The sequence below is a fragment of the Brevibacillus reuszeri genome (assembly GCF_002897295.1).
Taxonomy (GTDB): domain Bacteria; phylum Bacillota; class Bacilli; order Brevibacillales; family Brevibacillaceae; genus Brevibacillus; species Brevibacillus reuszeri_A.
Genome location: NZ_BEXF01000021.1, coordinates 1 through 25,697, shown reverse-complemented (window position 1 = coordinate 25,697; position 25,697 = coordinate 1). Strand labels below are relative to the sequence as shown.

The 25,697-nt window shown below is 45.8% G+C and carries 20 protein-coding genes, 10 tRNA genes, 1 rRNA gene and 3 pseudogenes; 3 read left to right on the top strand and 31 right to left on the bottom strand.

The genetic code is table 11. The features are described 5' to 3' along the window. The first annotated feature begins 233 nt into the window (after positions 1–233). Positions 234–1,664: a MocR-like pyridoxine biosynthesis transcription factor PdxR gene (pdxR, locus tag C3B52_RS25925; RefSeq protein WP_103109272.1), complete on the top strand. Its 1,431-nt coding sequence runs from the start codon at positions 234–236 to the stop codon at positions 1,662–1,664. A gap of 31 nt (positions 1,665–1,695) precedes the next feature. Here pdxR and C3B52_RS25920 read toward each other — a convergent pair. From C3B52_RS25920 to C3B52_RS25870, 11 genes and pseudogenes are all read right to left on the bottom strand, one after another. Continuing rightward, positions 1,696–2,921, bottom strand: a pseudogene (locus tag C3B52_RS25920) (benzoate/H(+) symporter BenE family transporter). A gap of 21 nt (positions 2,922–2,942) precedes the next feature. After that, positions 2,943–3,606 (bottom strand): annotated as a pseudogene (locus C3B52_RS25915) (YggS family pyridoxal phosphate-dependent enzyme). Positions 3,607–3,620: 14 nt separating this feature from the next. Then, positions 3,621–4,157, bottom strand: a complete 537-nt coding sequence (locus C3B52_RS25910; protein WP_103109270.1) for a pyridoxamine 5'-phosphate oxidase family protein — start codon at positions 4,155–4,157, stop codon at positions 3,621–3,623. A 192-nt stretch (positions 4,158–4,349) separates the two neighbouring features. Beyond that, positions 4,350–5,582 (bottom strand): peptidase T, encoded by a 1,233-nt coding sequence (pepT, locus tag C3B52_RS25905; protein WP_103109269.1) that lies wholly within the window; start codon positions 5,580–5,582, stop codon positions 4,350–4,352. Positions 5,583–5,862: 280 nt separating this feature from the next. Then, positions 5,863–6,006 (bottom strand): annotated as a pseudogene (locus tag C3B52_RS37485) (polyketide cyclase); the annotation flags it as partial. Positions 6,007–6,017: 11 nt separating this feature from the next. Further along, a complete protein-coding gene (locus C3B52_RS25895; RefSeq protein WP_103109268.1) occupies positions 6,018–6,620 on the bottom strand; it encodes a class I SAM-dependent methyltransferase in 603 nt (200 codons plus the stop codon). Positions 6,621–6,649: 29 nt separating this feature from the next. Beyond that, on the bottom strand, positions 6,650–7,567 hold the full coding sequence (locus tag C3B52_RS25890) for an NAD(P)/FAD-dependent oxidoreductase (protein WP_103109267.1): 918 nt from the start codon (positions 7,565–7,567) through the stop codon (positions 6,650–6,652). Between the two features lie 57 nt (positions 7,568–7,624). After that, positions 7,625–8,116: an RrF2 family transcriptional regulator gene (locus C3B52_RS25885; protein ID WP_103109266.1), complete on the bottom strand. Its 492-nt coding sequence runs from the start codon at positions 8,114–8,116 to the stop codon at positions 7,625–7,627. A 128-nt stretch (positions 8,117–8,244) separates the two neighbouring features. After that, the gene (locus C3B52_RS25880) at positions 8,245–9,081 is read right to left on the bottom strand and encodes a hypothetical protein (RefSeq protein WP_103109265.1); all 837 of its coding nucleotides are present in this window, start codon (positions 9,079–9,081) and stop codon (positions 8,245–8,247) included. A 194-nt stretch (positions 9,082–9,275) separates the two neighbouring features. Next, the gene (locus C3B52_RS25875) at positions 9,276–11,144 is read right to left on the bottom strand and encodes a leucine-rich repeat domain-containing protein (RefSeq protein WP_103109264.1); all 1,869 of its coding nucleotides are present in this window, start codon (positions 11,142–11,144) and stop codon (positions 9,276–9,278) included. Between the two features lie 491 nt (positions 11,145–11,635). Then, positions 11,636–12,223: a TetR/AcrR family transcriptional regulator gene (locus C3B52_RS25870; RefSeq protein ID WP_103109263.1), complete on the bottom strand. Its 588-nt coding sequence runs from the start codon at positions 12,221–12,223 to the stop codon at positions 11,636–11,638. Between the two features lie 211 nt (positions 12,224–12,434). Here C3B52_RS25870 and C3B52_RS25865 point away from each other — a divergent pair, with 211 nt between their 5' ends. Continuing rightward, positions 12,435–13,634: an MFS transporter gene (locus tag C3B52_RS25865; protein WP_103109262.1), complete on the top strand. Its 1,200-nt coding sequence runs from the start codon at positions 12,435–12,437 to the stop codon at positions 13,632–13,634. Positions 13,635–13,880: 246 nt separating this feature from the next. Here C3B52_RS25865 and C3B52_RS25860 read toward each other — a convergent pair whose 3' ends face one another. From C3B52_RS25860 to sigW, 8 genes are all read right to left on the bottom strand, one after another. Then, entirely contained in the window at positions 13,881–15,338 is a 1,458-nt protein-coding gene (locus tag C3B52_RS25860) for an alpha/beta hydrolase family protein (protein ID WP_164684929.1), read from the bottom strand. A gap of 503 nt (positions 15,339–15,841) precedes the next feature. After that, the gene (gene glmS, locus C3B52_RS25855; protein WP_103109260.1) at positions 15,842–17,674 is read right to left on the bottom strand and encodes a glutamine--fructose-6-phosphate transaminase (isomerizing); all 1,833 of its coding nucleotides are present in this window, start codon (positions 17,672–17,674) and stop codon (positions 15,842–15,844) included. Between the two features lie 110 nt (positions 17,675–17,784). After that, positions 17,785–17,967, bottom strand: a complete 183-nt coding sequence (locus C3B52_RS36790; protein WP_164684928.1) for a hypothetical protein — start codon at positions 17,965–17,967, stop codon at positions 17,785–17,787. 189 nt (positions 17,968–18,156) lie between these two features. Further along, a complete protein-coding gene (gene glmM, locus C3B52_RS25850; RefSeq protein ID WP_103109259.1) occupies positions 18,157–19,503 on the bottom strand; it encodes a phosphoglucosamine mutase in 1,347 nt (448 codons plus the stop codon). A 43-nt stretch (positions 19,504–19,546) separates the two neighbouring features. Then, positions 19,547–20,797: a CdaR family protein gene (locus tag C3B52_RS25845; RefSeq protein ID WP_103109258.1), complete on the bottom strand. Its 1,251-nt coding sequence runs from the start codon at positions 20,795–20,797 to the stop codon at positions 19,547–19,549. After that, a complete protein-coding gene (cdaA, locus tag C3B52_RS25840) occupies positions 20,790–21,608 on the bottom strand; it encodes a diadenylate cyclase CdaA (protein WP_103109257.1) in 819 nt (272 codons plus the stop codon). The genes C3B52_RS25845 and cdaA overlap by 8 nt, the downstream gene beginning before the upstream one ends. A 106-nt stretch (positions 21,609–21,714) precedes the next feature. Then, positions 21,715–22,338, bottom strand: a complete 624-nt coding sequence (locus C3B52_RS25835) for a zf-HC2 domain-containing protein (protein WP_103109256.1) — start codon at positions 22,336–22,338, stop codon at positions 21,715–21,717. A gap of 16 nt (positions 22,339–22,354) precedes the next feature. Further along, positions 22,355–22,918, bottom strand: a complete 564-nt coding sequence (gene sigW / locus C3B52_RS25830; RefSeq protein ID WP_103109255.1) for an RNA polymerase sigma factor SigW — start codon at positions 22,916–22,918, stop codon at positions 22,355–22,357. Between the two features lie 176 nt (positions 22,919–23,094). Between sigW and C3B52_RS25825 the strand changes: the two genes are divergently transcribed. After that, on the top strand, positions 23,095–23,244 hold the full coding sequence (locus tag C3B52_RS25825; RefSeq protein ID WP_103109254.1) for an aspartyl-phosphate phosphatase Spo0E family protein: 150 nt from the start codon (positions 23,095–23,097) through the stop codon (positions 23,242–23,244). Positions 23,245–23,341: 97 nt separating this feature from the next. On the opposite strand, the gene rocF is transcribed toward C3B52_RS25825, so the two are convergent. From rocF to C3B52_RS25765, 12 genes are all read right to left on the bottom strand, one after another. Continuing rightward, on the bottom strand, positions 23,342–24,238 hold the full coding sequence (gene rocF / locus C3B52_RS25820; RefSeq protein ID WP_103109253.1) for an arginase: 897 nt from the start codon (positions 24,236–24,238) through the stop codon (positions 23,342–23,344). Between the two features lie 195 nt (positions 24,239–24,433). Beyond that, positions 24,434–24,507 (bottom strand) — tRNA-Gly (locus C3B52_RS25815). A gap of 40 nt (positions 24,508–24,547) precedes the next feature. Next, positions 24,548–24,624, bottom strand: a tRNA-Pro gene (locus C3B52_RS25810). 77 nt (positions 24,625–24,701) lie between these two features. Beyond that, positions 24,702–24,778: transfer RNA gene (locus C3B52_RS25805), tRNA-Arg, on the bottom strand. Positions 24,779–24,796: 18 nt separating this feature from the next. Continuing rightward, positions 24,797–24,872 (bottom strand) — tRNA-Lys (locus C3B52_RS25800). A 7-nt stretch (positions 24,873–24,879) separates the two neighbouring features. Next, positions 24,880–24,954 (bottom strand) — tRNA-Gln (locus C3B52_RS25795). A gap of 19 nt (positions 24,955–24,973) precedes the next feature. Further along, positions 24,974–25,058, bottom strand: a tRNA-Tyr gene (locus tag C3B52_RS25790). A 16-nt stretch (positions 25,059–25,074) separates the two neighbouring features. Beyond that, positions 25,075–25,150: transfer RNA gene (locus C3B52_RS25785), tRNA-Val, on the bottom strand. Between the two features lie 82 nt (positions 25,151–25,232). After that, a tRNA-Glu gene (locus tag C3B52_RS25780) sits at positions 25,233–25,309 on the bottom strand. A 77-nt stretch (positions 25,310–25,386) separates the two neighbouring features. Then, positions 25,387–25,462 (bottom strand) — tRNA-Thr (locus tag C3B52_RS25775). 5 nt (positions 25,463–25,467) lie between these two features. Continuing rightward, a tRNA-Asn gene (locus C3B52_RS25770) sits at positions 25,468–25,543 on the bottom strand. Positions 25,544–25,594: 51 nt separating this feature from the next. Next, positions 25,595–25,697: ribosomal RNA gene (locus C3B52_RS25765) — 23S ribosomal RNA — on the bottom strand; the annotation flags it as partial.

The following is a 25,697-nucleotide window of genomic DNA, read 5'->3' as shown; positions in this document are numbered from 1 at the left end:
TCTCTTCTTATTATGTTGCGAGGATGAAGAGTGAATCTTTCCTTCCACATACTAACATAAGGCAGTTACAACGAATACGATCTAGTATGCTCTATCCCCACATCGCTAGAAATGTCGTGTTGTAAAAGCTATGTTTGTCATGATAGGATACCAACCAATGGATTGTTGATAGGCAACCATAATTCAATATTTATAGCAATCCATAATATCAGTAAAACAATGAAGGTGAATGCATGCTAAAAGTAAACCGCGATGACGATCGTCCCATTTGGCAGCAGCTGCTAGACCAGGCGATCCATAATATTACAACTGGAAAGTGGCCACCCGGCGAATTGCTGCTCCCATCCCGCGAACTCGCTCTATTAATTGGCGTTTCCCGTTCAACTATACAGATTGTTTACGAGGAGTTATTCAGCCGCGGGTATACCGTAACCTCTCGTCGCGGCGGGACAAGAGTTAGTGAATGGACTTATGCAACTCGCCCTTCAGAAGATTCTGCGCAGGAGGGACCTACCCTCCCCGAATTGCCTCTATTAAACGCTTCAATCGGTCATTTGCACAGTTGGTTTGGGGACAAAGAAAATCGAAAAGTTGAGATCGATTTCAGTCCACATGAGCCCTATTTGGACGAACAATTTCAAAAAAATTGGAGACACTCGTTTTTACGGGCGTCCACAGAAACAGATTTGGACAGTTGGGCTTACGGTGATGCGTATGGATTCTTGCCGCTACGTGAACAGATCCAACGTTATTTGTCACTTGAACGGGGCGTTCATGTAGGTACCGATCAGATCCTTTTAACCTCAGGTGCACAGCATAGCATCGATTTGATCGCCCAGGCCCTTTTACATGAGGGTGATACCGTTTCTGTTGAAGACCCTGGCTTTCCTGCTGCCTGGATGGCGATGAAGTATCAGCGTATGCAAGTTGTCTCCGTTCCGGTCGACGAGCACGGGCTATGTGTAGACCGTATTCACCCTGATTCCAAGCTTGTTTATGTCACACCATCACATCAGTGTGCTGTTGGAGTGATAATGTCGGAGCCTCGCAGACAACAATTGTTACATATGGCTGCCAAGCATCGTGTTTGGATTGTTGAGGATGATTACGACAGCGAATTCCGCTATCGCGGTGACCCACTTCCGACCTTGTTCAGTCAGCGACCTCAGAACACTTTGTATATGATGAGCTTTTCCAAAATGATTGCTCCTGGTATTCGGATATCAGCAATCATCGGTCCCAAAGAGGCCATCCGTCAGCTTGCTGGGGTTCATGCATTGACCTATCGCCATCTGCCGATTATGGAACAACTAACACTCACTCATTTTATCGAGCATGGACATTTCATGCGCCATATGAGACGAGTCCGAAATGTATACCGACGCAGGCACGAAGCTATGACCAAAGCTATCATCTCGACAGGTCTAAGTGAACACTTCACATTAAGCGGCGTCGAAACAGGGCTGCACATGCTCCTTGAAGCTGATAAATCGTTCGACGAAGAAGCCGTGACGAACCTCGCGCTTGAAAAAGGAATCCGTGTTTATCCGCTTAGCAAGTATTGCTTGGAAAGTAATCGAAGGGGATGGGTACTAGGTTTTGCGAAAGTAGATGAAGCTGCCATTGAAGAAGGCATTTATCGTCTTGCGGAGATGCTTATCTAATACAAGCATCTCCGCCATTACTCGCCTCCTATTATTTCTGTTCTGCTTGTTGCACTTCTGTCGGCCTGTATGGCTTTCTATGAAATTTCGCATGAATCAAAAGATGTGCCGCCAAGCCTGCGACAAGTCCCCAGAATGCTCCGCCCACGCCAAGCAATGTCACATTCGCAGCTGTTGCTAAAAAAGTAATCAATGCTGTCTCTCGCCCCTTGGGTTCCGTTAAAGCGTTGGCTAGACTGCCGCCAATTGTGCCAAGCAATGCCAAACCCGCTAATGTCGCAATGAAAGTAGCAGGAAGAATTAGAAACAGAGCAGCCAACGTCACCCCAAATATGCCGACAACAATGTAGAAAATACCGCAGGCAATGCCTGCAATATATCGTTTTGTTGAATCCTCATGTGCGTCTTTCCCTGTGCAAATCGCTGCTGTAATGGCTGCTACATTAAAAGCATGCGACCCGAATGGCGCTGTTAGAAGCGAACCCAAACCCGTTACGGTCAAAATCGGATTCGCGCTGGTCTTGAAGCCATCATTTCGCAATACGAGCATTCCGGGCATGTATTGTCCCGTCAACGTAATAATAAACAGCGGCAATGCGACCCCCAAAATAGCATGCAGCGAAAACTCTGGAACGACAAATACGGGTGATGCGATAGCCAATTGGATCGTACTGAAATCGGCTTTCCCCATAAAAATCAAATACATCAGTCCAACTGCCAGTATGCCTACAATCGCATACCGTGATGTAAATCGTCTGAGCACAACATACGCAGCAAACAGAATAACGACAAGCAATGGGTCAACTTTTGCACCACCAAAAGCTGAAATGCCAAACTGCAGTAAAATGCCTGCTAACAGACCGGAAGCGATGCCAGAAGGAATCATCCGGACGAAACGTTCAAACATTCCCGATAACCCTAGAACAATAAATCCTGCTGCAGAGATCATATAAGCTCCGATTGCTTCTGCATAAGGGGTTACCGCTAATACGGAAACGAGAAAAGCCACGCCTGGTGTTGACCAAGCCGTAATAATCGGTTCTCGGTAGCGATAGCTGAGCCATATCCCGGTGACACCCACCCCAATGGAGATTGACCAAATCCATGAAGCGGTCATTTCGGGACTTAACCAGCTGCTTTTGCTGCCTGAAACACGAGAATAAAGGTGCCCCCGTAGTTGACGATGACAGATATTAATGCAGCTATGGTCGGTGATATCAAGTCGCGACCGCGCAGCGAAGGGGATGGTGTGTTCATCATTGTTCTCCTGCCTCTCTCCTAATCGTCCTGGCGTGCGGTTTCATTCCAGTAATAGGTGTCAGGCAAGTAACGTTGGCCGAATACACTTGTCCCCACGCGGTAGCCTTTTCTCCCTGATTTGTGCTTGAATCGATTTTAACAATCGAAAGCAGTGCCGGGTCTCTTCGTTTGTAGCATTCAGTTTCCCAATCGTCATGAGGCCCTTTATGTTTAACGTTTCGAACTGAGTCAATTGTTCCACCAGCTCCAGTGCCGTTTCTGGAGGAGCTCCAAACTTGCTTTCTTCATAGGACGTGTTGATTTGCACCAGAATATCCATCGTCTTGTTCTCTTTGACGAGCTGATTATGCAGGGCCTGCCCCAGCTTCAGACGATCCACAGAATGAATGAGTGAAACATATTTGACTACGTCCTTCACTTTATTCGTTTGCAGATGTCCGATAAAATGCCATTTCACCTGATGATACTGCTGCATAAGTGGAAATTTGTCCCGAAGCTCTTGCGCCTTGTTTTCCCCAAACAGAGTCTCACCCGCTTGTATAGCCATTTGCAATTTTTCAAGCGGTACCGTTTTGGTCGCCAACAACAATTTTACGTCCTCTATGTTGCGTCCTGAGGCTTGGCAAGCCAATTCCATCTGCTGCCTCACCGTATTGAGGTTCTCTTTGACTAGATGGCTCATGAGCCCCACCCCTCTTACACGTGTTTTCCTGGTTCGAACATTTTTTCTTCTTCAATCGGGTTTTCTTTCGCGGTGATATGGTATGGATCAATACGGTAGACCTGAACTGGACCGCCAAATACTGCTGATCGGTATTTGTCTACATGCTGCTTGGGTAATGGCCGATTATAGTAACCAGGTACATACTTATTGATCATTTCCTGCAGCATGTGTGTAGCTTCGTCCAGATCGGCGATGGGCTGCGCCTTTCCAAAAATCATTACACTCATATACGCAGTGTCAGTCTTGGCTGGCACCGGATCGGTAATCGTTCCATATTCTTCACAAACCGTAAAACAGACCTCTGGATTCGTGTCCATAATCTGATTTCGTCTCCCGCCGGTGGCGCCATGAAAATATAGCTTCCCATTTGTCCAAACAAAATTGAGCGGAACAACATACGGTAGATGACCGTCGACGATCCCAAGATGTCCAATGCGGGCTTGCTGCAAAAACGTCTCAATCTTGCTCTCGTCCAACACTTCTCGTATCTTGTAACGTACCCCAACCATGGTTTTCACTCCTATGTGTATATAAAGTATTTGGTAAGTTTATCAACCATTGGAGTGAATAGAAACGTCCAAAAATGCATGTTTTGAGCAATCCATATTAATTTGAGTTAAGAGAAAAAACCCTTGGTCCAAAAAAGCCCAAGGGTTCTTAACCTATTCAAAACTGCTTTGTAATTTCTCCACTGCTCACTCTTACGATCTTTGTTCATACAGCTTAACAATTTCGATGATGGTGTTTACAGCCTGCACCATGTTATCAACCGAAACATACTCGAACGGGCCGTGGTAATTTTCCCCGCCCGTAAATATATTCGGTGTTGGCAACCCCATGTAAGATAGCTGGGAGCCATCCGTACCGCCGCGAATCGGCTCAATAATCGGCACGATTCCGAGATTTTCTAGCGCTTTTTTAGCGATGTCCACTACTTCCATAACAGGCTCAATTTTTTCCCTCATGTTGAAATATTCGTCTTTGATTTCGAGCACAATTCGCTTATCACCGTATTTTTTCTGTAATTCTTCTACGATACGAGCCAACTCCGACTTTCTCTCCATAAACCGATTCCGATCGTGCTCCCGGATCAAATAACGAAGCTGTGTTTGCTCGACGTCACCATGAATAGACGATAGATGATAGAAGCCTTCATAGCCTTCCGTCTTCTCAGGAGTCTCATCAGCCGGCAGCATGCCATGCAGCTCCATGGCTATTTTAGCAGCGTTGACCATTTTACCTTTGGCTGTGCCGGGGTGGACATTCGTCCCTTTGCACGTAATAATGGCTGATGCAGCATTAAAGCTCTCGTACTCGATCCCACCAAGAGGACCGCCATCCATTGTATAGGCATACACTGCGTCGAAGGCAGACACATCAAACTTTTCGGGGCCTCGTCCGATTTCTTCATCCGGGGTGAAAGCTACTCGTACTCTACCGTGTTTCAGTTCTGGGTGTCGAATGAGATAAGCCATAGCGGTCATGATTTCGGCAATACCGGCTTTATCGTCAGCGCCAAGTAATGTGGTACCGTCTGTCGTTATGAGTGTGTGGCATTTGTAGCCTGTCAGCTCTGGGAAATCGATAGGAGAAAGTACAATATTCCGTGACTCGTTCAAGACAATGTCTTGTCCGTTATAATTTTCTACAATTTGCGGGTTCACGCCAGCGCCGGTAAAATCAGTAGCCGTATCCATATGGGCAAGAAAACCGATCGTTGGAATCTCTTTGTCTGTATTGGCCGGAAGGGTTGCCATTACATAACCGTTCGGATCCATCGTAACTTCCTGCATACCTATGGCATTCAGCTCATCTACGAGCATTTGGGCAAGCACTAGCTGCCCTGGTGTTGAAGGGCAGGTTTCGCTGTCCTCATCGGACTGTGTATTCACTTGTGCGTAAGAGATGAATCTATCCATGATCTCGTGTTTCATAGTCTTATCTCAACTCCAATACAATGCAATTCGTTATGTAGCTAAGCACACTTGTTGATTAAACCCAAAACCGGTATACGATCCCATGAAAAATTCTACCACGTTCCCTGTCGACGCTTCAAATTGAATACTGATAGGTCGGAGGAAGAAGAGAACCTTACCTCGACTACAGGCTAAGGGACGAATGATTGATATTGGATCAGTTCAACGAAAATAGCCTACTTTCTCGTTGGAAGAGAGTAGGCTTTTCTCTATTCTACTGTTCGCTGGAAAAGCAGATCTATGACATACTTGCCAGATGCTCCCCCAGAAGCTCCATGGTCTGTTCGGCACCTGGGACGGCATATGCTTTCACCTTATCGAATGTAGCCTCATTTTCTTCAAAAACGGTGCTATAAGTGAGTTTGGTCTTACCATCCAAATCCTATGCTGCGTTTATTTGTGAGAATCGAGTATAAACATAGATGCATCCTGTCCCATGAATATTTTACTTCCGTTATAAAAAGTTTTAGATTGAATATTCCTGTACCCTATTTTCGTCATTATGTCCGTTAGCTCTACTTGATCAAACCCGTTATGAACGATATCTGAAACTACTTTGTCATTCTTATCAAAATCTACGATTAGTAAACGTCCACCTTCATTTAGCACATCAAATAATCTTGATAAAACGAATTCAACATCATGAATGTGGAGTAGAACCTGAGCCATAAAAATATAGTCTACATGTAAATCTGGTAGAGCTTCCTTTTCAAAATCAAAGCATAATGTATCTACATTCTGAATATCAAAATCGGAAATTTTTTCCCTTACTTGATTAATCATGTTTTCTGAAGTATCTAGAAAAAGCACAGAATGAAAATCTTTTAGCAAGTTCATTCCGACAAGCCCCGTTCCACACCCAAAATCAATCGCGTTCTTACTCGTAGCGTCACCTATATATTCACGAATGGCATCCGCTGATTCCTTTGCAATATGAATTCTTTCAGGAGTGTCGTATATATTTGCTATCATTTCAAACTTATCCGTATTTCCCACTAGTACCTCCCATTCTGCCTTAATAAAATCTATCCGTTTCTCCGCCAAGCCTCTGTATTTAATTCATTGTTGATCATCGCCGCGACAAATGCGCCCCTCGAAGCCGCAGCTATGGCCTGATGCATTCGTGATGTTGCATCCCCTGCGCTATAGACGCCCGGAATGTTCGTTTTTCCGAAGTCATCGACGACGATCTCCCCCGCTTCCGTGATCTGGCATCCGATAGTTCGCGGCAAATCCGATCCCGTAACCAGCTCCGGTTTGAAAAAGATCCCCCTGCATGGAACAATCGTCCCGTCTTCAAGAACGACTTGCTGAACGATTCCATGGCTGGAGTCGATGTGTCGGATCGGCGAGTCAAACAGAAGCACATGTTTCCGTTGAAGCTCCTCGCGATCTGCATCCGTCAGGTCATCTGGGCCATTCGTGCAGACGGTAAAACGGTTCGTCCATCCAGATATGATCGGAGCGAAATGCATAAGCTCAGCCCCCTTCGTAATAATGACAAGCGGCTGATCCCTCAACTCCCAGCCATCGCAATAAGGGCAGACGAAAGCGCTTTTTCCGTATACCTCAGCCAATCCCGGAATGTCCAACGGCCGATCCTTCATGCCAACAGTAAACAATACTTTTTTGCTTGCAAAGGTTTGTCCTTGCTCAGTCTCAATTTGAAATTGGCCGTCAGTTCCCACAATCGACACCGCCGTATCCCCCACGAATGATACAGAGGGATAAGCGCTGATCTCTTCCTTTGCAATTCGCCGAAACTCGCTCGGACTAATCCCGTCGCGGGTAAGAAACCCGTGGACCTCGCGAGTCACAGCGTTGCGGGGATGGCCCTCGTCGATCACCGCCACCTTTTTCCTTGCCCTCCCAAGCACCAGGGCGGCGTTCAACCCAGCCGGTCCGCCTCCAATAATCGCTACATCGAAAAGTTGTTTTTCCATCAACAGCACACCCTTCCATAGATCTATGATATCCATAATTAAAGTGCAAGAAGTGTATTACTTCTTGTTTGTCTCATGGTTCCCATGCTTGAAAGCCTCATCCAGTACCGACTGGATCGTGTGTTCCCGCAAGTATTGGTGCAGATGCTGTTCCGCACCCTCCATCACTTTCTGGACCAAGCATTCGCACTTTCCTGAACGCTCCTGTTCCTGATCTCGCCCGACAGTCTCCTCTTCTGCTAACAACCGATGCTGCTGAGAATTTGTATTGGAGCATTCGAACAGCTTCTGTCTTCCCTCAATCACTTGAATCACATCAAGAAACGTAATCTGTTCAGCCGGTCTGGCCAGCTCGTAACCGCCGTTCACCCCTGGCACAGCACGTACGATTCCATCCTGCCTCAGCTTGGACATGATTTTGGATAAATAGCTTTCGGAAACACCAAGTGTGGAAGCTAATTCCTTGATCCCTACATTGTTGCAACGCTCCGAATTTCCCAGATGAAGTAAGGCGTGTAGGGCATAATCTGTACTTTTGGAGAACTGCAAGCTCCCCTCCTCCCTTCTCAACATCATCATTATTATAGACCTGTAGTGTCCATAATAAATGATTCAACTCCAAGTTGCAATGGCATTCTTAATCCGAGCTTTTTCGCCGTTCCCCCTTAACTTGCGCTCTACATTGTAAATGAGCTAAGCAAAGACGGCCAAACAGAAATTTTCTCGCGGCAGGATGGACATACTGTTTCCCCCGCTAAATAATGCAGATGCCTAACCAATGTTTGCTCCCCGATCGCTTCCGCCCGCTCCGCTAATGCTCGTACTTCTTCATCTTCAAATGACGTGACCGGAACGATTACATGGGCTTCCTGGTCAGTGTGAAAGACGGGATCATCTTCAAAGGCTTGAAGAATTTCTGCAGAATTATCTTCATGAGGCCAGATGAATACATCTTCTGCGCAAGCCGGACAGACGGCCACATACTCATCACCGTTCATGAAAGTCATCAGCATATTGGCAACACTATGCGAGCCTCGATAAGCGGCATCCGCGACAAGAATATAACGTTTCTCCATCTCATCGATAGAAGCATCAGCTGCATAGGAGAATACTTCCTTTGTAAGCGTCTTGAGCTTCCCGATCGCCTCTAAATATTCACGATACAATTCAGTACAGACAGAGCTGCCTGCCTCTTCAACCAGCTCAGCCCAAGATTCTGGAAATGGGTCCCCATCGCGCTCGTCACGGCTTGCCTCGATTACCCCGCAATTTATAAACAGCTCTTTGCGCACTTCTGCATCAGATGTAGAACACGCTATTTGTGCCAAAAAAGGCATAGCGGCATATGTAGCCGTATATATCGTGTTTTGATGGAACAAGTGCTCCTGAAAAAGGTCGTCAAAAATTTCCTGGCTATATTGCCGCATTAGTTGCTGCAATAACACAGGCACATTTTCTGCAGAACTGTACGGTCCTGTAAGCTTTCCCCATATATCGCTATCCCATTTAAGCATTAAGCAAATCTACCTCCGTTCATAATAAGGCCGAGGCCTCTTACCTCTGGTCACGGGCAGACAACGTTCCGAATCTAGTGATTAGGGTATTCTCCACCTGATTGAGTTCCCCTGCCTCCATATTGAACTTGCGCTTTTTGCCAGGGCAACTATGGCGCAATCATTAGCGTCTTGTTTTTATTAAGACCGTTACCTCAATAAATCAAAACTCCCTTGCCAAGTACAGATTTGTTTTGCACTTGATTCCCCAAGATATATAGCTTCTTTAAATTAGGCAGCTTCAATAAAGGCTCTATATTGGAAATCGCGTTATTTTCCAAATGAAGCTCCTCAATTTGCTGCCAATTTTTCATAAAACTTAAATATCCAAGCGAGGTGTCTTGCATCGTAAATGAACGCAGAGCCGTAAAATCAGCAAAGTAAGGCATCATCTTATCTGTTTCATGCAGCCAATCTCCATTGCCTATGCGAAAAGATGGGTTATTCAACGTTAAATGTTCCAGCGTATGATTCGTAAAAGGCTTGTCACTATTTAATTGAAACGAACATTTATTGCAATTTAACGTTTTTACATGCTGCAAATTGAATAATGCACTCGTTTCACTGTAGAAGGCCGTCTCATCCAAATTTAATGTTTGCAAATTCGGCAGACGGTTTAAAGAACGAATGCCTACAAATTCTCCACGCTCCATCACTGAAAGCTGTTCCAGCTGGGGAAACTTCACTAAATCTGTCCCATTCAGATTATCACTCGCCCCGCTTATGTAAACCGTTAAAGATTTTAAAGCGGGCGCCTCTAACTTTGGCAAGAATGAGTCTTTTAGTTCCGCTTTCTTTAAATTTGGCGTTGTGATCGGTGATGCAGTACCACTGTAACCCGTTATTGACAATTCGGTCAGTGAAGGCAGACTATTCACAACCTCAAAGGAATCCACTTGATAGAGAGAAGCTAACCGCAGCTTCGTCAATGATGGCTTATTTCTCAGGAGTTCTAAGTTCGTAATGTCAAGATTTTCAAGATCAAGCGACTGCAGGTTTGGCATATTTTGTACAAAATCAAGTGTTTTTAAATTTCTCACCAGCGTAAGCTTTAATTTTTGCAATTGACTTAGCGCATAAAACGAACTGAAATCTGTCGCATCACTATTATCGAGTGTTAATGACGTTAAACCAGTTAATGATGACAGCCACTTCAAATCTTTAATGCCTGTTAAAGACAATGATTTTAATGATGACAGCTGATTCAGGATATGGAAGTCGGTAACAGACTCATCGACATACGAAATTTCAAGTGAGTGCAGATTCGGGAACTGTAATAATAAAGCCATTTCCTCATTACTTCGAATTTGTGTGGAAAGTTCTACGATTTTTGCTTTATCGCCAAAATAATGTGCAAACGAACTAAATGATTCGTTAAAGCCGCCTGTATAGCTTTTCAACCCTTTTAAATGTCGAAAGCTAACTCGGTCACTTTTTGAAATTTCGTATTCATTCATCAGTTTTAACACTGTTAGCCCGCTAAATGCCTCAAAGTCTTTTTGTTCGATCCTTTGTGTATTCAATAGCTTATCCGTAATGACATAGTTGGAGATTTCCGTTTGCTCATTCGTAAACGGATCATCAAAGCTGTAGCCGATGTGCCACTGATCGTTATCACGATAAGCAGACAAATAGCGGATCGTTGCGATTTCCTCTTCTGTTGGCATCGCTGCCCCTTTATCAAAAATGTCCTTTAGGAAAAATAGGAGAACTTCGCTTTCAGGCATCGTTCGAACAGGTACCTCTTTTTGGATGCTGTACTCTGTTTGATTGTTGGTCAAAAAGAAATATCCAACTACCACACAAATGATGATGAGCGGCAAAAGAAGGATCTTTGCGTTCGATTTTGGTCGTGCCGGTGCAGGGGCGGTTCCATAATAATTATTAATCGTCTGGTCAACGTAATAGACGTTATTCTCCTTCAACAATAATTCAGTTCCACAATACAGGCATTTGAACTTCTTCCCTTCTTTATATTCAATGTCCCCCTGACAATTGGGACAATTTAATTTAATGAATTCCACTGGCCGCCCTCCTAATATCCCTTTCTATTAAAGCTTATTCGCTTGTCTTTAAAATCATATCACGGATTGGGTAATATTGGGTGAACTGCGGAAGGTGTTAGCTATGAGAATCATTAAGATCCAGCAGAACTGGGCCGCTATGCGAAACCTCAAGCCAATGCCCGGAATGTACTGCTAAATTGTGTTCCGCTAGCTTTCTTGCTTGCAACGAAGAAACCAACTATCCATTGTCTCTCCAGTGGGGTATTGTTTTCTCCGTTATTCAACATTGTAGGGACACTATCCTGGTGACCTCTTTCATTTAATGGTGCTTACCATTACGATAGTCGGGGTAGAACGACCGAAACTTAGGGGAGGTGTCATCCCGACGCTAAAGCTGTTCACCCCCTCTCCATCTAATAAATAAACAGTGGCAATCTAGGATTCAATAATTAAGTCCTAGATACCACTGTCCTTTGAAACAAAAACACGTCATTTAGTCTTTGTATCGCTCATTTCGATCGGATTCCTTCAAATGCGTTTGTTACCAGATCATGCATATAGGAATCATTCAACTCATCCCCGGTTATAAGCAGACGATAAAAAATCGGACCATAAACAAGATCGATACATAATTCAACATCCAGATTCTCTTTCAAATCTCCTCGCTGTATTCCTTTCTCAAAAAGCTCTTTTGCCTGCATGCGTCTCGGCTGGAAAAACCGTTCTCGATATTCCAGCGCCAAATTGGAATCCAGCTGCCCTTCTCCTATTAACTCTTTGATTATGTTTCCCTCTCTACTTGTCAAAAACCTCGTTAAACTGGTCGCGTGAATGAGAATATCTTGAAATGTTGAGCCCGTATCAGGAACAGGTAATCTCACAGTTGCAGCATAAAGAAACCCTTCCATGATGACAGCAGCTTTGTTTGGCCACCATTTGTATATCGTTGCCTTGCTAACTTTCGCTCGCTCCGCAATTTTATCTACGGTGACCGCTTTAAAGCCATCTTCCAGCAAGAGCTCGTAGGATGCGGAAAGGATTGACTTATGCGTTTCTACATTGCGCGGACGCCCTCTTTTTCCTTGCACATTCATCATTCCTCTAAAAATATACTATACGTCTAGTATACTTACTGCGGTTGAAAAAGGAATCGTTATTTGTTATTTACAAAACTAAACGTTCAGTATATTATTTGTTTGTAATAACAAAACTAAACGTTTAGTTTCTATTTTGGTGGTATCTTCTCATGGGATTGGAGGCTTGATATCCCCTACAATCCCACCACTATTTAAAGAAAAGAGTGAGAGTATGAATCCTACGAGAAATAATGCTATTGAAAAGGGTATCCCTACTTGGCTGACCTTACTTCTAGCAACAGCATGTGGCATTATTGTAGCCAATCTTTATTATGCTCAGCCTTTAGTTGGATTGATTCGTTCTTCTATTGGGCTGTCTGCTGGCAGCGCTGGTTTCATAGTGACACTAACGCAAATCGGATACGTTGTCGGATTGCTGTTTATCGTTCCCTTGGGGGATATACTTGAAAACCGAAAGCTGGTTTTCACAGCGTTGCTTTTTACAGCTGGATCTCTCGGTGCTGCGGCTGTGACAAAAGAAGCTACACTATTTCTTATCGTTTCCCTTTTTATCGGGTTGGGCTCAGTCGCTGCCCAAGTTCTGGTACCTTTTGCCTCCTATCTCTCAACAGATGCTACACGTGGCCGCGTAGTTGGTAATGTCATGAGCGGTCTGTTGTTGGGCATTATGCTCTCGCGCCCATTATCGAGCCTTGTAGCGGACGCTTTTGGCTGGCATGCCATTTTTGCCTTGTCTGCAACAGCAGTGTTTATCTTAGCGATCGTTCTGTGGAAGGTGCTACCTACTCGAAATCCGAATTCAGACATAACCTATACAGCCTTGCTTGGTTCCATGTGGCAGCTCCTGGTCACTACACCGATCCTACGACGTCGAGCCGCTTACCATGCCTGTTTATTTGCTACCTTCAGCCTTTTTTGGACAACAATTCCTTTGCTCTTGTCTAGTCCTGCCTTTCATTTTTCGCAGAAAGCCATCGCGCTGTTCGCGCTTGTAGGAGTAGCTGGATCCCTTGCTGCACCAGTAGCTGGACGGATTGCGGATCGTGGCTGGACAAAACCCGCAACTGGGGTTGCTATCATTGCCGTTATCGTTTCTGTTTTGTTGCCTCTCCTATTTCAGTCCAGTTCTATAGTTGGGATCACTGCGCTAGTCGTATCAGCCATTATTTTGGATGCCGGTGTTTCCGCGAACCTTGTGCTTGGACAACGTGAGATATTCTCGTTGGGACCAGAGATTCGCAGTCGATTGAACGGACTCTTTATGGCGATATTCTTTTTCGGGGGTGCTATTGGATCTGCTATTGGTGGTTGGTCTTACGCCGTAGGGGGATGGAATGCAGCTTTATGGATTGGAGTTGTTTTTCCTGTCCTTGCCCTGCTATATTTTGCATCAGAAAAGAAACGGTCTTAAGAAATCGAATACAGTCAACGTCTGTGGCCATTAAATCGATCAGTCCTACTAATATTTTTGTATTTATGTAGCCGGCTTCTCCGTGCTTGTAAACACAGCTAATTGAAACAGCAGCGACCTAAGACCTGAAAAAAAGTCTTTGACTCGCTGCTGTTTTATTAAGCTAGCGTTCCCGATAGCTTAACTTTTTTATTTTATGTCCGATCTAATTGCGCAAAGGCGACGCTATTTTGACCATAATGCTATTCAAAAAAATAATAAGTGCCAGTAAATTGACCAAGGAATAAAAGGAATCCCTACATAAAGTATCCATTTTACACGCGCACTCGTTTGTTGCTTCCTTTGATTTTTCAAACAAGAAATGATGAGCAGGATGATTAATACTGCCGTAATAGTAGCCAATAGCTGAATAACAATCCATAAAAATGGAATGCCGGCAATAACCCATCCTATATCTCTCCCTCCATTCATCCACAGGGAAATAAGATACATCCAGAAACTAAGAATGGAGATCATCCCAGTTAAAGCAGTCCAGCCAGCCAATCTTTGAATGGAAGAAGGAGCCTTTGTTATCTTTTTTAATCGATCCTTTATGGAAACGAAATAACATCCTATAAAAATCAACAGAAAAAGTACTGATATACCTAGTTGAAACCAATAGTAATCATACCAATGGACGGTTGTAAGATCTGTCAGACTATTACTCATTTGTAAAGGTGTTTGTCCAACCGTTTGGGCTACCGGCGGTTGGTCATTAATTACATGAAATAACCATGAGGTCATCGCTTCCGCATAACCTGGATAAAGTGTCTTCAGGGAGACAAAGCCGTCATCTGTGTTGTTGTAAATGGAATGATCTGCACCCTCAATAAACTGTAACACATAGTTTCGATTACCGGCTTTGTCTAAAGCATTTTTGAAAATCTCTGCACTCTCTGCAGGTGGCACTTGTCGGTCTTTGCTACCCCAGATAGCTAAGAATGGTTGATGAATTTTTTGTAATGGGGGAACAGGATTATAGGTCGCTTCTGACCCAGATAGTGAAAACACGACGCCTGCTCCATTGTATACAAGAGAATGAATAGCAGATGTCGATTGGACGCCTTGATGACGCAACCGATTTTCCATATTCCAAGTTTGTTGTTGGGCTGGAGAAATGCCCGGCGCACCACTTGTGATAACAAATGCAATATCATCTGTTTGTGAAGCTGCTAGTGGTGCAACCCAACCGCCTTCACTTAAGCCCCAAACTCCTACTTTCTTATTATCAATATCTGATCGGGTTTGGAGAAATTTCACCCCTGCAATAAGATCTTGGGCTAACAATTCATAGGAACGATTTGTCTTAGAATATCCTTTACTCCTCTTGTTATAAATCAATGTTATGATGCCAGCTCGGGCAAAAACCTCTGCTTCTTTACGAATATCTGTTTGATTTCCACCCTTCCCAGGATCGCCAACTCCAGAACCATGCGCAAGAACAATTCCAGCCTTTCGTCCAACTTGATTAGGAATGAGTACCGTTCCATGTAATGTTTCCCTGTATTCCCCGGTCCCGCTTACAAAAGTAATGGTCTCTTCATGAAAATCAACTTTCTGTTCGTTAGAATTTGCATTCACCATTGATGAGTCTGCGGTAAAAATAAGCATTAGAGCTAGAAGTACTAAAAACACCTGATGTCCTAGTTTTTTTAAAAAGACCATGTCTTTCCCCCTATGTATTTTGCTATTAAACAGTCTTTTGGAATGTACTGGCCTGCAAGCAACCTGACTACTGTGATGTAAATAGACACCCGTCATGTAGTATCCTTAAATTAAATACCACATAAGTTAAAAGTTTGCATAGGACATCCGTCCTTTACATAAAACATAACAACTCCGGGAGGCTACAAATTGAATAAGCGTTTGTGGGAACCCGGCGAACCCCAGTTTTAATTGAACTATTCTATCCGTTTGCATAATGAAGTGGCGGCAGTCTAATACTTTTTTTCTTTAGACATTTTTAATCACTCTACCGACTTTATTTTGCAAATACAATTCTCTCCATAAAGAAAAGCCCTGATTAATTCCTCAGGGCGCTTCATACTTGTAACCTCTATAGTCATAAAACAACACTTTATTGCATTATTGGACGTAGAACAAGGCTATATTGTTCAGACCAATACTTTATTGTAAACGGTCAACAACATTAAACTACTCTCTTACCCTTACTCCACCGTAACACTCTTAGCCAAATTCCGTGGTTTATCCACATCCAGGCCACGAGCGACAGACGCGTAGTAAGCAAGCAATTGCAATGGAATGACGGTCAGAATCGGTGTGAGCATCGGGAGTGTAGTCGGCATGTAAATAACCTCATCCACACTCTTGATCAAATCGTAGTTGCCTTCTGTAGCAAAGCCCAGCACGTGTGCGCCACGCGCTTTGACTTCTACGATGTTGCTCACCATTTTTTCGTAGATGTCTGGTTGTGTTGCCAGAGCGACTACAGGTACATTATCTTCAATCAGCGCAAGAGTACCGTGCTTCAGTTCACCAGCCGGATACGCCTCGGAGTGGATGTAGGAGATTTCCTTCAGCTTCAGAGAGCCTTCCAGCGATACAGCATAGTCGAGGCTGCGGCCGATGAAGAACAGGCTGCTTACCCCTTTTGTGCTCTCTGCAAAATGACGAACCTGATCTGCATCCTCTAGCATAGAAGCGATTTTTGCCGGGATCTCCTCGAGATGATCTACAACCTCAGCAACCTCAGCCGCTGTCATTGTGCCTTTTACCTGCGCCAAGTACAGGCTGAACAGATAGAGGGCTACAACTTGCGAGGTGTATGCTTTGGTAGAGGCTACTGCTACCTCTGGACCTGCCCAAGTGAAGATCACTTCGTCGGACTCACGAGCTACGGAGCTGCCTACCACGTTGGTGATAGCCATGACTTTCACGTTGCTCTTTTTCGCCTCGCGCAGCGCAGCCAGCGTATCGGCTGTTTCACCAGATTGGCTGATTACGATCATCAGCGTCTTGTCCGTGTAGATCGGGTCGCGATAGCGGAACTCGGAAGCGACTGCGACTTCAACCGGTACACGGGTCCATTTTTCGATGACATCCTTACCTACGAGACCTGCGTGCATAGAAGTACCGCATGCCACGATGTAGATGCGATCGTACATCGCCAGCTCGGCATCGCTCATTTTCAGCTCAGGCAAAATCACGCGCTTCTGTTCTGGATCAATGCGAGCACCCATCGTATCACGAACGGCTTGCGGCTGTTCGTGAATTTCCTTGAGCATGAAGGAATCGTATCCGCCCTTCTCCGCTTGTACCAGATCCCACTCGACATGGAACAGCTCACGCTCAATTTTTTCCCCGGTCTCTGCGTGCATCAGTTCCACACCGTCGCGAGTCAGCACAGCCATTTCGCCTTCGTTCAAAATGTACACGTCACGCGTATGCTCCAAAATGGCCGGAATGTCAGAACCGATAAAGCTTTCACCATTACCTACCCCAACAACCAGCGGGCTAGCCAAACGGATGGCTACGAGCTTATCTGGCTCATGCTCGGTCATGATTCCGAGTGCATAAGCACCACGCATGCGCTGTACAGCTCTGCGTGCTGTCGAGACGATATCTCCATCGTACATGTCAGCAAGCAAGTGAGCGATGACTTCTGTATCCGTCTCAGAGGTAAACGTATAGCCTTTTGCCAAAAGCTCCTCTTTGAGTGGCAGGAAGTTTTCGATGATTCCGTTGTGAACAACAGCAAAGGACGATTTTGCATCCGTGTGAGGGTGGGAGTTCTCATCAGACGGTTTTCCGTGCGTTGCCCAACGGGTATGCCCAATCCCCATATTTCCGGTCAATGGATGCGACTCCAGACGCTCTTCCAGCACAGCTAGACGTCCCTGTGCTTTATCCAGCTCCAATCCTCTCTCGTTCACAACAGCGAGCCCAGCCGAATCATACCCGCGATACTCCAGCTTGCGAAGTCCTCCGATAACGATATCTTGCGCTTGTTTAGTTCCAATATATCCAACGATTCCGCACATAATTGAATGGTCCCCTTCCATATGACGGGGGACACAACCCAATGCCAATGGTACGGGGGTGTGCCCCCGCCATTCCACGTTTTATCTATTTATGATTCGTTCTTGTTATTTCATCCGTGGCTATTCTTACGTATCACACGCACGATTTTGTCCATCCGGTCACCCAGATGTTTTGTCCGTGCACTCTGCGGCAGTGATACTGCTGCCGGGAGGTATCCGCCGAATTCTTCGATAAACCTCCACCTCGTCCACTGGGCTCCATGTCGGGCAGCCACAGTGCTGGCGCTTGTCAACAGTCCTTAAAGCTTACTGGCAATCGTCCTCTTCCCCGCTCCTCCCCCTTTGTCTTCTTAGAAACGAATTGTGCATATGCATATGCACATGAACACTGTACCACAGATCTCTGTAAGCGACAATATTCTTCGTCATTTACATGTATGCAAAAGGGAGTGGCATCGCACCACTCCCTCTCCATTATTTTTTTACACGAGTTCTTGTTTCACTACATCCACGATCCGGTGAACCAGACCTTCCAATTGAGAAGCGTCTGGACCTTCTGCCATGACGCGAACGATAGGCTCTGTTCCGGATGGGCGTACCAGTACACGTCCATTTCCAGCCAGCTCTTCTTCTACTTCGCGGATCGCTTGCTCGATCGCCACGTTTCCATTGAGCTTGGACTTGTCCTCAACGCGTACGTTGATCAGCAGCTGCGGATACTTGACCATCACTTGTTTCAGCTCAGACAAAGGCTTGCCCGACTCCTTGATGATGTTCAAGAGCTGCAGGCCAGTCAACAGGCCGTCTCCTGTCGTGTTGTAATCGAGGAAAACGATGTGTCCGGATTGCTCGCCGCCGAGGTTGTAGCCACCACGCAGCATCTCCTCGACCACATAGCGATCCCCTACAGCCGTTTTCGTTGTATTGATGGAGCATTCCTCCATCCCTTTGAAAAAGCCCATATTGGCCATTACAGTCGTTACGATGGTGTTGTTGTTCAGCTTCCCTTTTGCCTTGAGCGCACGTGCACAAATCGCCATAATGTAGTCGCCGTCGATGATTTCCCCATTCTCATCTACCGCGATACAGCGATCCGCATCCCCGTCAAAGGAAAGACCCAGGTCTGCTTTATGCTTCAGTACCTCTTCCTGCAAACGCTCAGGATGGGTAGAGCCACACTGTTCATTGATGTTGACGCCATTTGGGTTAGCCCCAATCGTAATCACTTCTGCATCCACATCAGCAAACAGACGAGCTGCTAGCGAAGAAACTGCCCCATTCGCGCAATCAAGCACGACCTTCAAGCCGTCAAATCGTTCGGAAACTGTACTTTTCAAGTGAGAGAGATACTTTTGTCCTCCCTCCAAAAATTCCAGAACCGTACCAATGAGCTCGCCTGTCGGTCTAGGCAATGTGTCTTCTGCCGCGTCTAAGTATTGTTCCACTTCTGCTTCCACTTCGTCGGACAGTTTAAAACCGTTGCTGCCGAAGAACTTGATTCCGTTATCCGGAAACGGATTGTGCGAGGCTGAGATCATGACACCCGCATCTGCACCGAGTGCGCGTGTAAGATACGCAACACCTGAGGTGGAGATAACACCCAATCTGACCACTTCTGCTCCAACCGATAGCAAGCCGGCCAAAAGAGCACTTTCCAGCATTTGACCAGAAATACGCGTGTCGCGGCCGATGACTACTTTTGGTTTCCCTTCTTGCTTGTGTCTGGTGAGAACGTAGCCGCCAACGCGTCCAATTTTAAATGCCATCTCGGGTGTCAGCTGCGTATTTGCCACTCCACGTACACCGTCTGTTCCGAAATACTTCCCCATGTTTGTCCCTCATTTCCTTCCTTGTGCACACAACAGCTTATGTCTACCTTTGCTTGTTCGTGATTTCAATTGTGACCTTCTTCGGTGCGCTTGCTGAGGTCATGATGTAATCAGACTGATTAAAAATGTAGTTTAAAGCTACTTCATAAACACCCGCTGGCATATTGCTCACATCTGCAACTACCTGCAAGTCTTCCTGTCTCAAATTGCCGAGTACCTGCTCGGCGCCTATGACGTCAAAATCGATTGTAGACATTTCTTGACCATCTGTGGATAGCACTTTGGCCTGCATGTCCTCTGAGAGTCCGCTAATGCGGATCGGGATTTTTTCCAAGCGCTTGACTGTAGATGGAACAACCTTGAGCGATACCTTTAAATACTCCGGTTCCACCTTTACGATGTTATCCATTATCGGTATCTTTAGCTCTAATAGACGATCTGATGTAATGTTACTAAGATCAATCTCTGGTCCGGGGTAAGTGGTCGCTTTCAAAGCGTCAATCACTTCCTTTGGCCCGAACACAGTCACTTCATCCACATTCATATCCACACTAGCCAAACTATAGCCATTTGGCATTTCATTCGTCAAGTTTAATTTGATCGGCACCTTGACGAACGGACTTGTTACTGGGATGTTCACTTCCACGGTGAGTGGCACCACATCGGCTCCTTGTATCACATTCCCCGACTTGTCCACTACTTTGAGTGGTACTGTAGTCTTAATTGCTGATGTAGCCCCTTCCAGATCGACTGAAGCCTTTACTGCGGCGACCTTGTCTACCTGACTTTCAGGAACCCGTACCAGAGCACGGAATGGCTTTACAATCGGCTCACCTGCTGTATAGCCAGGTGCCACCTGTCCCAGCATTTCTACAGCGACTTCCCGCTCCACAGTCTTTTTCTCTTCCAGCGTAATTTCCACGATGTTCGGGATAATTCCGACCTTTACCTCATCCGGAAATCCTTTATACTGCACGGGTACCCGGTGTGTTCCTTTGCCTAAATTGGTAGCATCGACATACACTTCATAGGAATCGGCCGGGAATAAATTATGCTTGTAAAAAGGGTTATTGCTCTCCAATGCTACCTTCACCGTTCGCTGCTGCTTCACAACCTGGAAGCGATCCGTATCGTATTTGACATGCAAATTGACACTATCGATCAAAACAGGTTGACTAGCTGCTTCCGGGAGGGTTGTCTGTTCCGTTTCCAGATTGACAACCATCCACATCATGACAGCCAGAAGCAGCGCTACTGCACGTGCAAACCAATGACTGTTCAACCACTTATCCATGTTTTCGCCTCCATTGCCAACGACTTCCCATGGATTTGCTCTTCGACAAAGGCTGGAGCTGTTCCGTCAGCATCTCTGCCAATTGCGCCTCCGTCAGATTGCGATTCATCGAGCCATGCGTGGCAAAAGACACCTGTCCCGTCTCCTCCGAAACGATAATCGAAATGCCATCAGAAACCTCACTCACACCAATCGCAGCACGGTGGCGAGTCCCCAGTTCCTTGGAGATAGAGTTGTTTTCGGACAATGGCAAATAACAGGCGGCTGCCAGGATCACATCCTTGCGCATGATGACCGCACCATCATGTAGTGGCGTGTTCGGAATGAAAATATTGATCAATAGCTCCGAGCTCACGCGTCCATTGATGGCGATACCCGTCTCAACGTAGTCATTTAGGCCTGTTTCTCGTTCGATAACGATCAGAGCCCCGATGCGGCGCTTGGCCATGTATGTAACGGATTTACATACCTCCTGGACGAGACGGTTAACTACATCGTCATCCTGAATACTGCTGGAACGGGAAAAAAGCTTGCCGCGTCCCAATTGCTCCAAGGCACGACGCAATTCAGGCTGAAAAATGATGACGACCGCCAATACCCCGAAGGTAAAAGCTTGTGACATCAACCAGTGCAAGGTTTTCAGCTGGAAGTATTTGCTGAGAAGCCAGGTGATTACGATCACCATAATTCCCTTTAGCAATTGTACTGCGCGCGTACCACGAATGAGCATGATAATTTTATAAATCACGTATGTAACGAGTAAAATATCCGTTCCATACCGTAATAGGTCGCCATAGTCCATGGATATCATAACGAAGCCCCCATATCTCGCTCCATCGCAATAAATCAGTCTATCTCCTGTGGAAAAAGCACGGCTCCACTGCCGTGCTGTCGATAGCTGTACTCTCTATTTTCTCCTATGGCAAAGCTGGAAGCAAGTCATTTCCAATATTTTTCACCTCATACCAGATCCAATCGAAGATGGCTTCAATGGATTCGGTATTTCCAACGACCTGCGCCGTAGATGCCACAAATACTTTCCCCTCTATAGCGACTACATTACCATGTACCTCACCTTGGACTTCAACGTTGCCGTTTCGTACGACCAAATCCCCATCAATGCTGATTCCAGCTGGGACTACAACGACATTACGCTCACGATCTATTTTTAGCTTATCCATATTCGATGAGGATACCTGCAAAATGTTATCTCGGTCAAACCAATTAGCGCATAAACTGCCGGTCATTAAAAAGAAAAAGACCGCTGCAGCCGTTAGGAACGGATGGTTCCGCAACCAGCTCGAAAACAGGTTTTTCTTTGTCGGAGCAGGCAATTGCGCAAGAACACGTGCCGTAAAATCAGAAGAAACATGAATATGTGAAGCACTTTGTACAAAAGCGATGGCCCGCTGCAACTCATGCATATGTTGGCGGCAGCTCACACAAGTCTTCATATGTGTTTGCAAATGCTGATTGGCAAGTTCATCAGTGTCCCCATCCAGATATTCATGGATAAGGCTAATCATATCCCGGCATTCCATCGTGATTTCTCCTTTCTCACATCAATCGCAACTTGCTACGTAAAGCCTCACGCCCGCGATGTATCCTCGTCTTGATTGTAGTAATGGGAAGCTTTACGATATCGCTGATTTCTTGTAACGATAGATCTTCAATATAGCGTAAGATCATAATCGAGCGATACTTGGGCTGCAGATGGGACAGAGCATCCTGTACTGTCTCCTGCAGTTCCTGGGTCACGACTTTTTCCTCTGGCGTTCGTTCGCTAGAGGATAAACGCGAATACCAGTCCATGCCTTGACCTGGTTCGGTTTCTTCATCCAATGAAAAGTCGGGTCGTTTCTTTCGGCCACGGTCGATACATAAATTGGTCGCAATCCGGTATATCCATGTGGAGAACTTGTAGCTGTCATCGTATGAATGCAAATTCGCATAGACACGCAGAAAAGTCTCTTGCGCGATATCTTCTGCATCCTGGCGATTTCCGACCATACGATACGCTAGCTGGAATATCTTGTCTTTATAAATCTCGATTAACTCGGCAAAAGCTTCGCGGTCTCCACGCTTTGCACGCTGAGTTAACCGTTTCTCTACAAAATCCATGCGATCCTCCCCACAATACCGTAATCCTATATACGGATGATACTGCAAATGGTTTCGTATCAAAATGTGTTTGTGAAGATAATTTGTTGGGAAATAGAGGAATATGAACACTTGTTTCCTCAATATATTAGTGATGGCTGCTCTTTTTATCATGACGCTGTAAAGGAGAGAGCGCAATGTCAAAAAAGGATGTTCTCCTCCAGATTGAACAGTTACGAAAAAAACTGAACGATCAGTACAAGGAACAGCGGTCCATTACCCCAGAACTAGTGGAACTAAGTGTACAGCTTGACCATCTATTGAACAAACTGCATCTCCATCCTTAGAATGTACTGCTTTCTCCCACCAATGTAAAGATGCGGAAACGTAAAAAAGAGAGGCCATTTTATGCCTCTCTTTTGTTTCGCAAAAGTATTTTGTTCCTTACAGGAGTTTATCTCCAAATACGGAGCTCATGAGTGCAACCGCCACACGAGCTGTCATGTTTTCGCGATCGAGGATCGGATTTACTTCTACAAACTCAGCTGAACAGAGAATGTCTGCATCAGCGAGCATTTCCAGGGATACATGACCTTCACGGTACGAAATGCCCCCGATTACCGGTGTACCCACGCCTGGTGCATCATGTGGATCAAGACCATCGAGGTCAAGACTCAAATGCACGCCATCGGTATTTTTGGATACATGAGCAATCGCTTCATCCATGACACGTGCCATGCCGAGCTTGTCGATTTCGTGCATTGTAAATACTTTCATGCCGATACGTTTGATCAATTCACGCTCGCCTGCATCCAAATCGCGTGCACCGATCACTACTACGTTTTCAGGCTTTACTTTCCCTGTGTAACCACCGATGTTTGTTAGACGCTCATTACCATATCCCAGGCTCGCAGCGAGTGGCATTCCGTGGATATTGCCAGACGGAGAGGTGGCACCTGTATTCAAATCTCCATGAGCGTCAAACCAGATGAGCCCCAGATTTTTCACGTGCTTCGCTACGCCAGCAACTGTACCGAGAGCGATACTGTGGTCCCCGCCCAATACGAGAGGAAAACGTCCCCCTTGCATGATGTCGCTTACAACTTCAGCCAGCTTCTCATTGGCTTCGACTACTTCATCCAGATATTTATGATTATCGGTTTCTGTAAAATGGTGAGGACGTGTTACAAAAATGTCTCCACGATCTTCAATATTCAATCCCATTTTTTCTAAACGAGCTACTACGCCAGCATAGCGAATCGCGCTTGGCCCCATATCTACGCCGCGACGATCTGCCCCAAGATCCATTGGTACGCCCACAATACTAATGTTTTTGTTCATAATAAGTGCCGCACTTCCCTTCGCTCATTCTTGCTTCTACGCTTTTATTGTAGCCTCGAAAAGGGATATGACTCAACTCGACAGGAATTTGCATAAATAACCTCCAAAAAGGGATGCGGAGCCCTTCCTGGAGGTTATTTTCGTGAGCATAAAAAAACGAGCGACCATAGTGGTCACTCGCTTATCGTTTAATTATGGAGCGGGTGATGGGAATCGAACCCACGCGACCAGCTTGGAAGGCTGGAGTTCTACCATTGAACTACACCCGCAAAGAAACTCAAAAAAAGGCAACAAGTGTAGGATTAAAACTGGTCGGGAAGACAGGATTCGAACCTGCGACCCCTTGGTCCCAAGCCAAGTACTCTACCAAGCTGAGCTACTTCCCGACATTATTTTTGTTGTGGGGCCCCCGAAAAGTACTCGGAGTACACTACCACGCTTCACTTCACTTTTTGGGGTAAAGTGGCGTGCCCTGAGAGATTCGAACTCCCGACCTTTTGATTCGTAGTCAAACGCTCTATCCAGCTGAGCTAAGGGCACATGTTTTGGGGTAAAAACTGGTGAGCCATGAAGGACTCGAACCTTCGACCCTCTGATTAAAAGTCAGATGCTCTACCAACTGAGCTAATGGCTCTCATAAATGGCTGGGGTACTAGGATTTGAACCTAGGAATGACGGAGTCAAAGTCCGTTGCCTTACCGCTTGGCTATACCCCAATGTGCCAAAAATAAAAAATGGTGGGGAGAGACGGATTCGAACCGCCGAACCCGGAGGGAGCAGATTTACAGTCTGCCGTGTTTAGCCACTTCACTATCTCCCCATTTTTCACTTAAAAGTGGTGGAGGCTGACGGGATCGAACCGCCGACCCTCTGCTTGTAAGGCAGATGCTCTCCCAGCTGAGCTAAGCCTCCACGATCCCCAAACAGTTGTTGGGGCCCCCGAAAAGTACTCGGTGTTGCTACGAAGCTTCACTTCACTTTTTGGGGTAAAGTATGGTGACCCGTAGGGGATTCGAACCCCTGTATGACAGCGTGAAAGGCTGCTGTGTTAAACCGCTTCACCAACGGGCCATTTTAATTAATACGGGTCCCCCGAAAAGTACTAGGACTAATCTGCGAAGATTCACTTCACTTCTTGGGGATTTTTCTGGTGCTCCCGACAGGAATCGAACCTGCGACCTCTTCCTTACCATGGAAACGCTCTACCGACTGAGCTACAGGAGCATCAATGGCTCCTCGGGACGGACTCGAACCGCCGACCGATCGGTTAACAGCCGATTGCTCTACCAACTGAGCTACCGAGGAACGTTGAAGGTCATTCCTTCAAAACTGAATACGCATGCTTGCTAAGAGTGTGTGGATAAGTCCTCGACCGATTAGTATTCGTCAGCTCCACGTGTTACCACGCTTCCACACCGAACCTATCAACCTCATCGTCTATGAGGGGTCTTACCAGCTT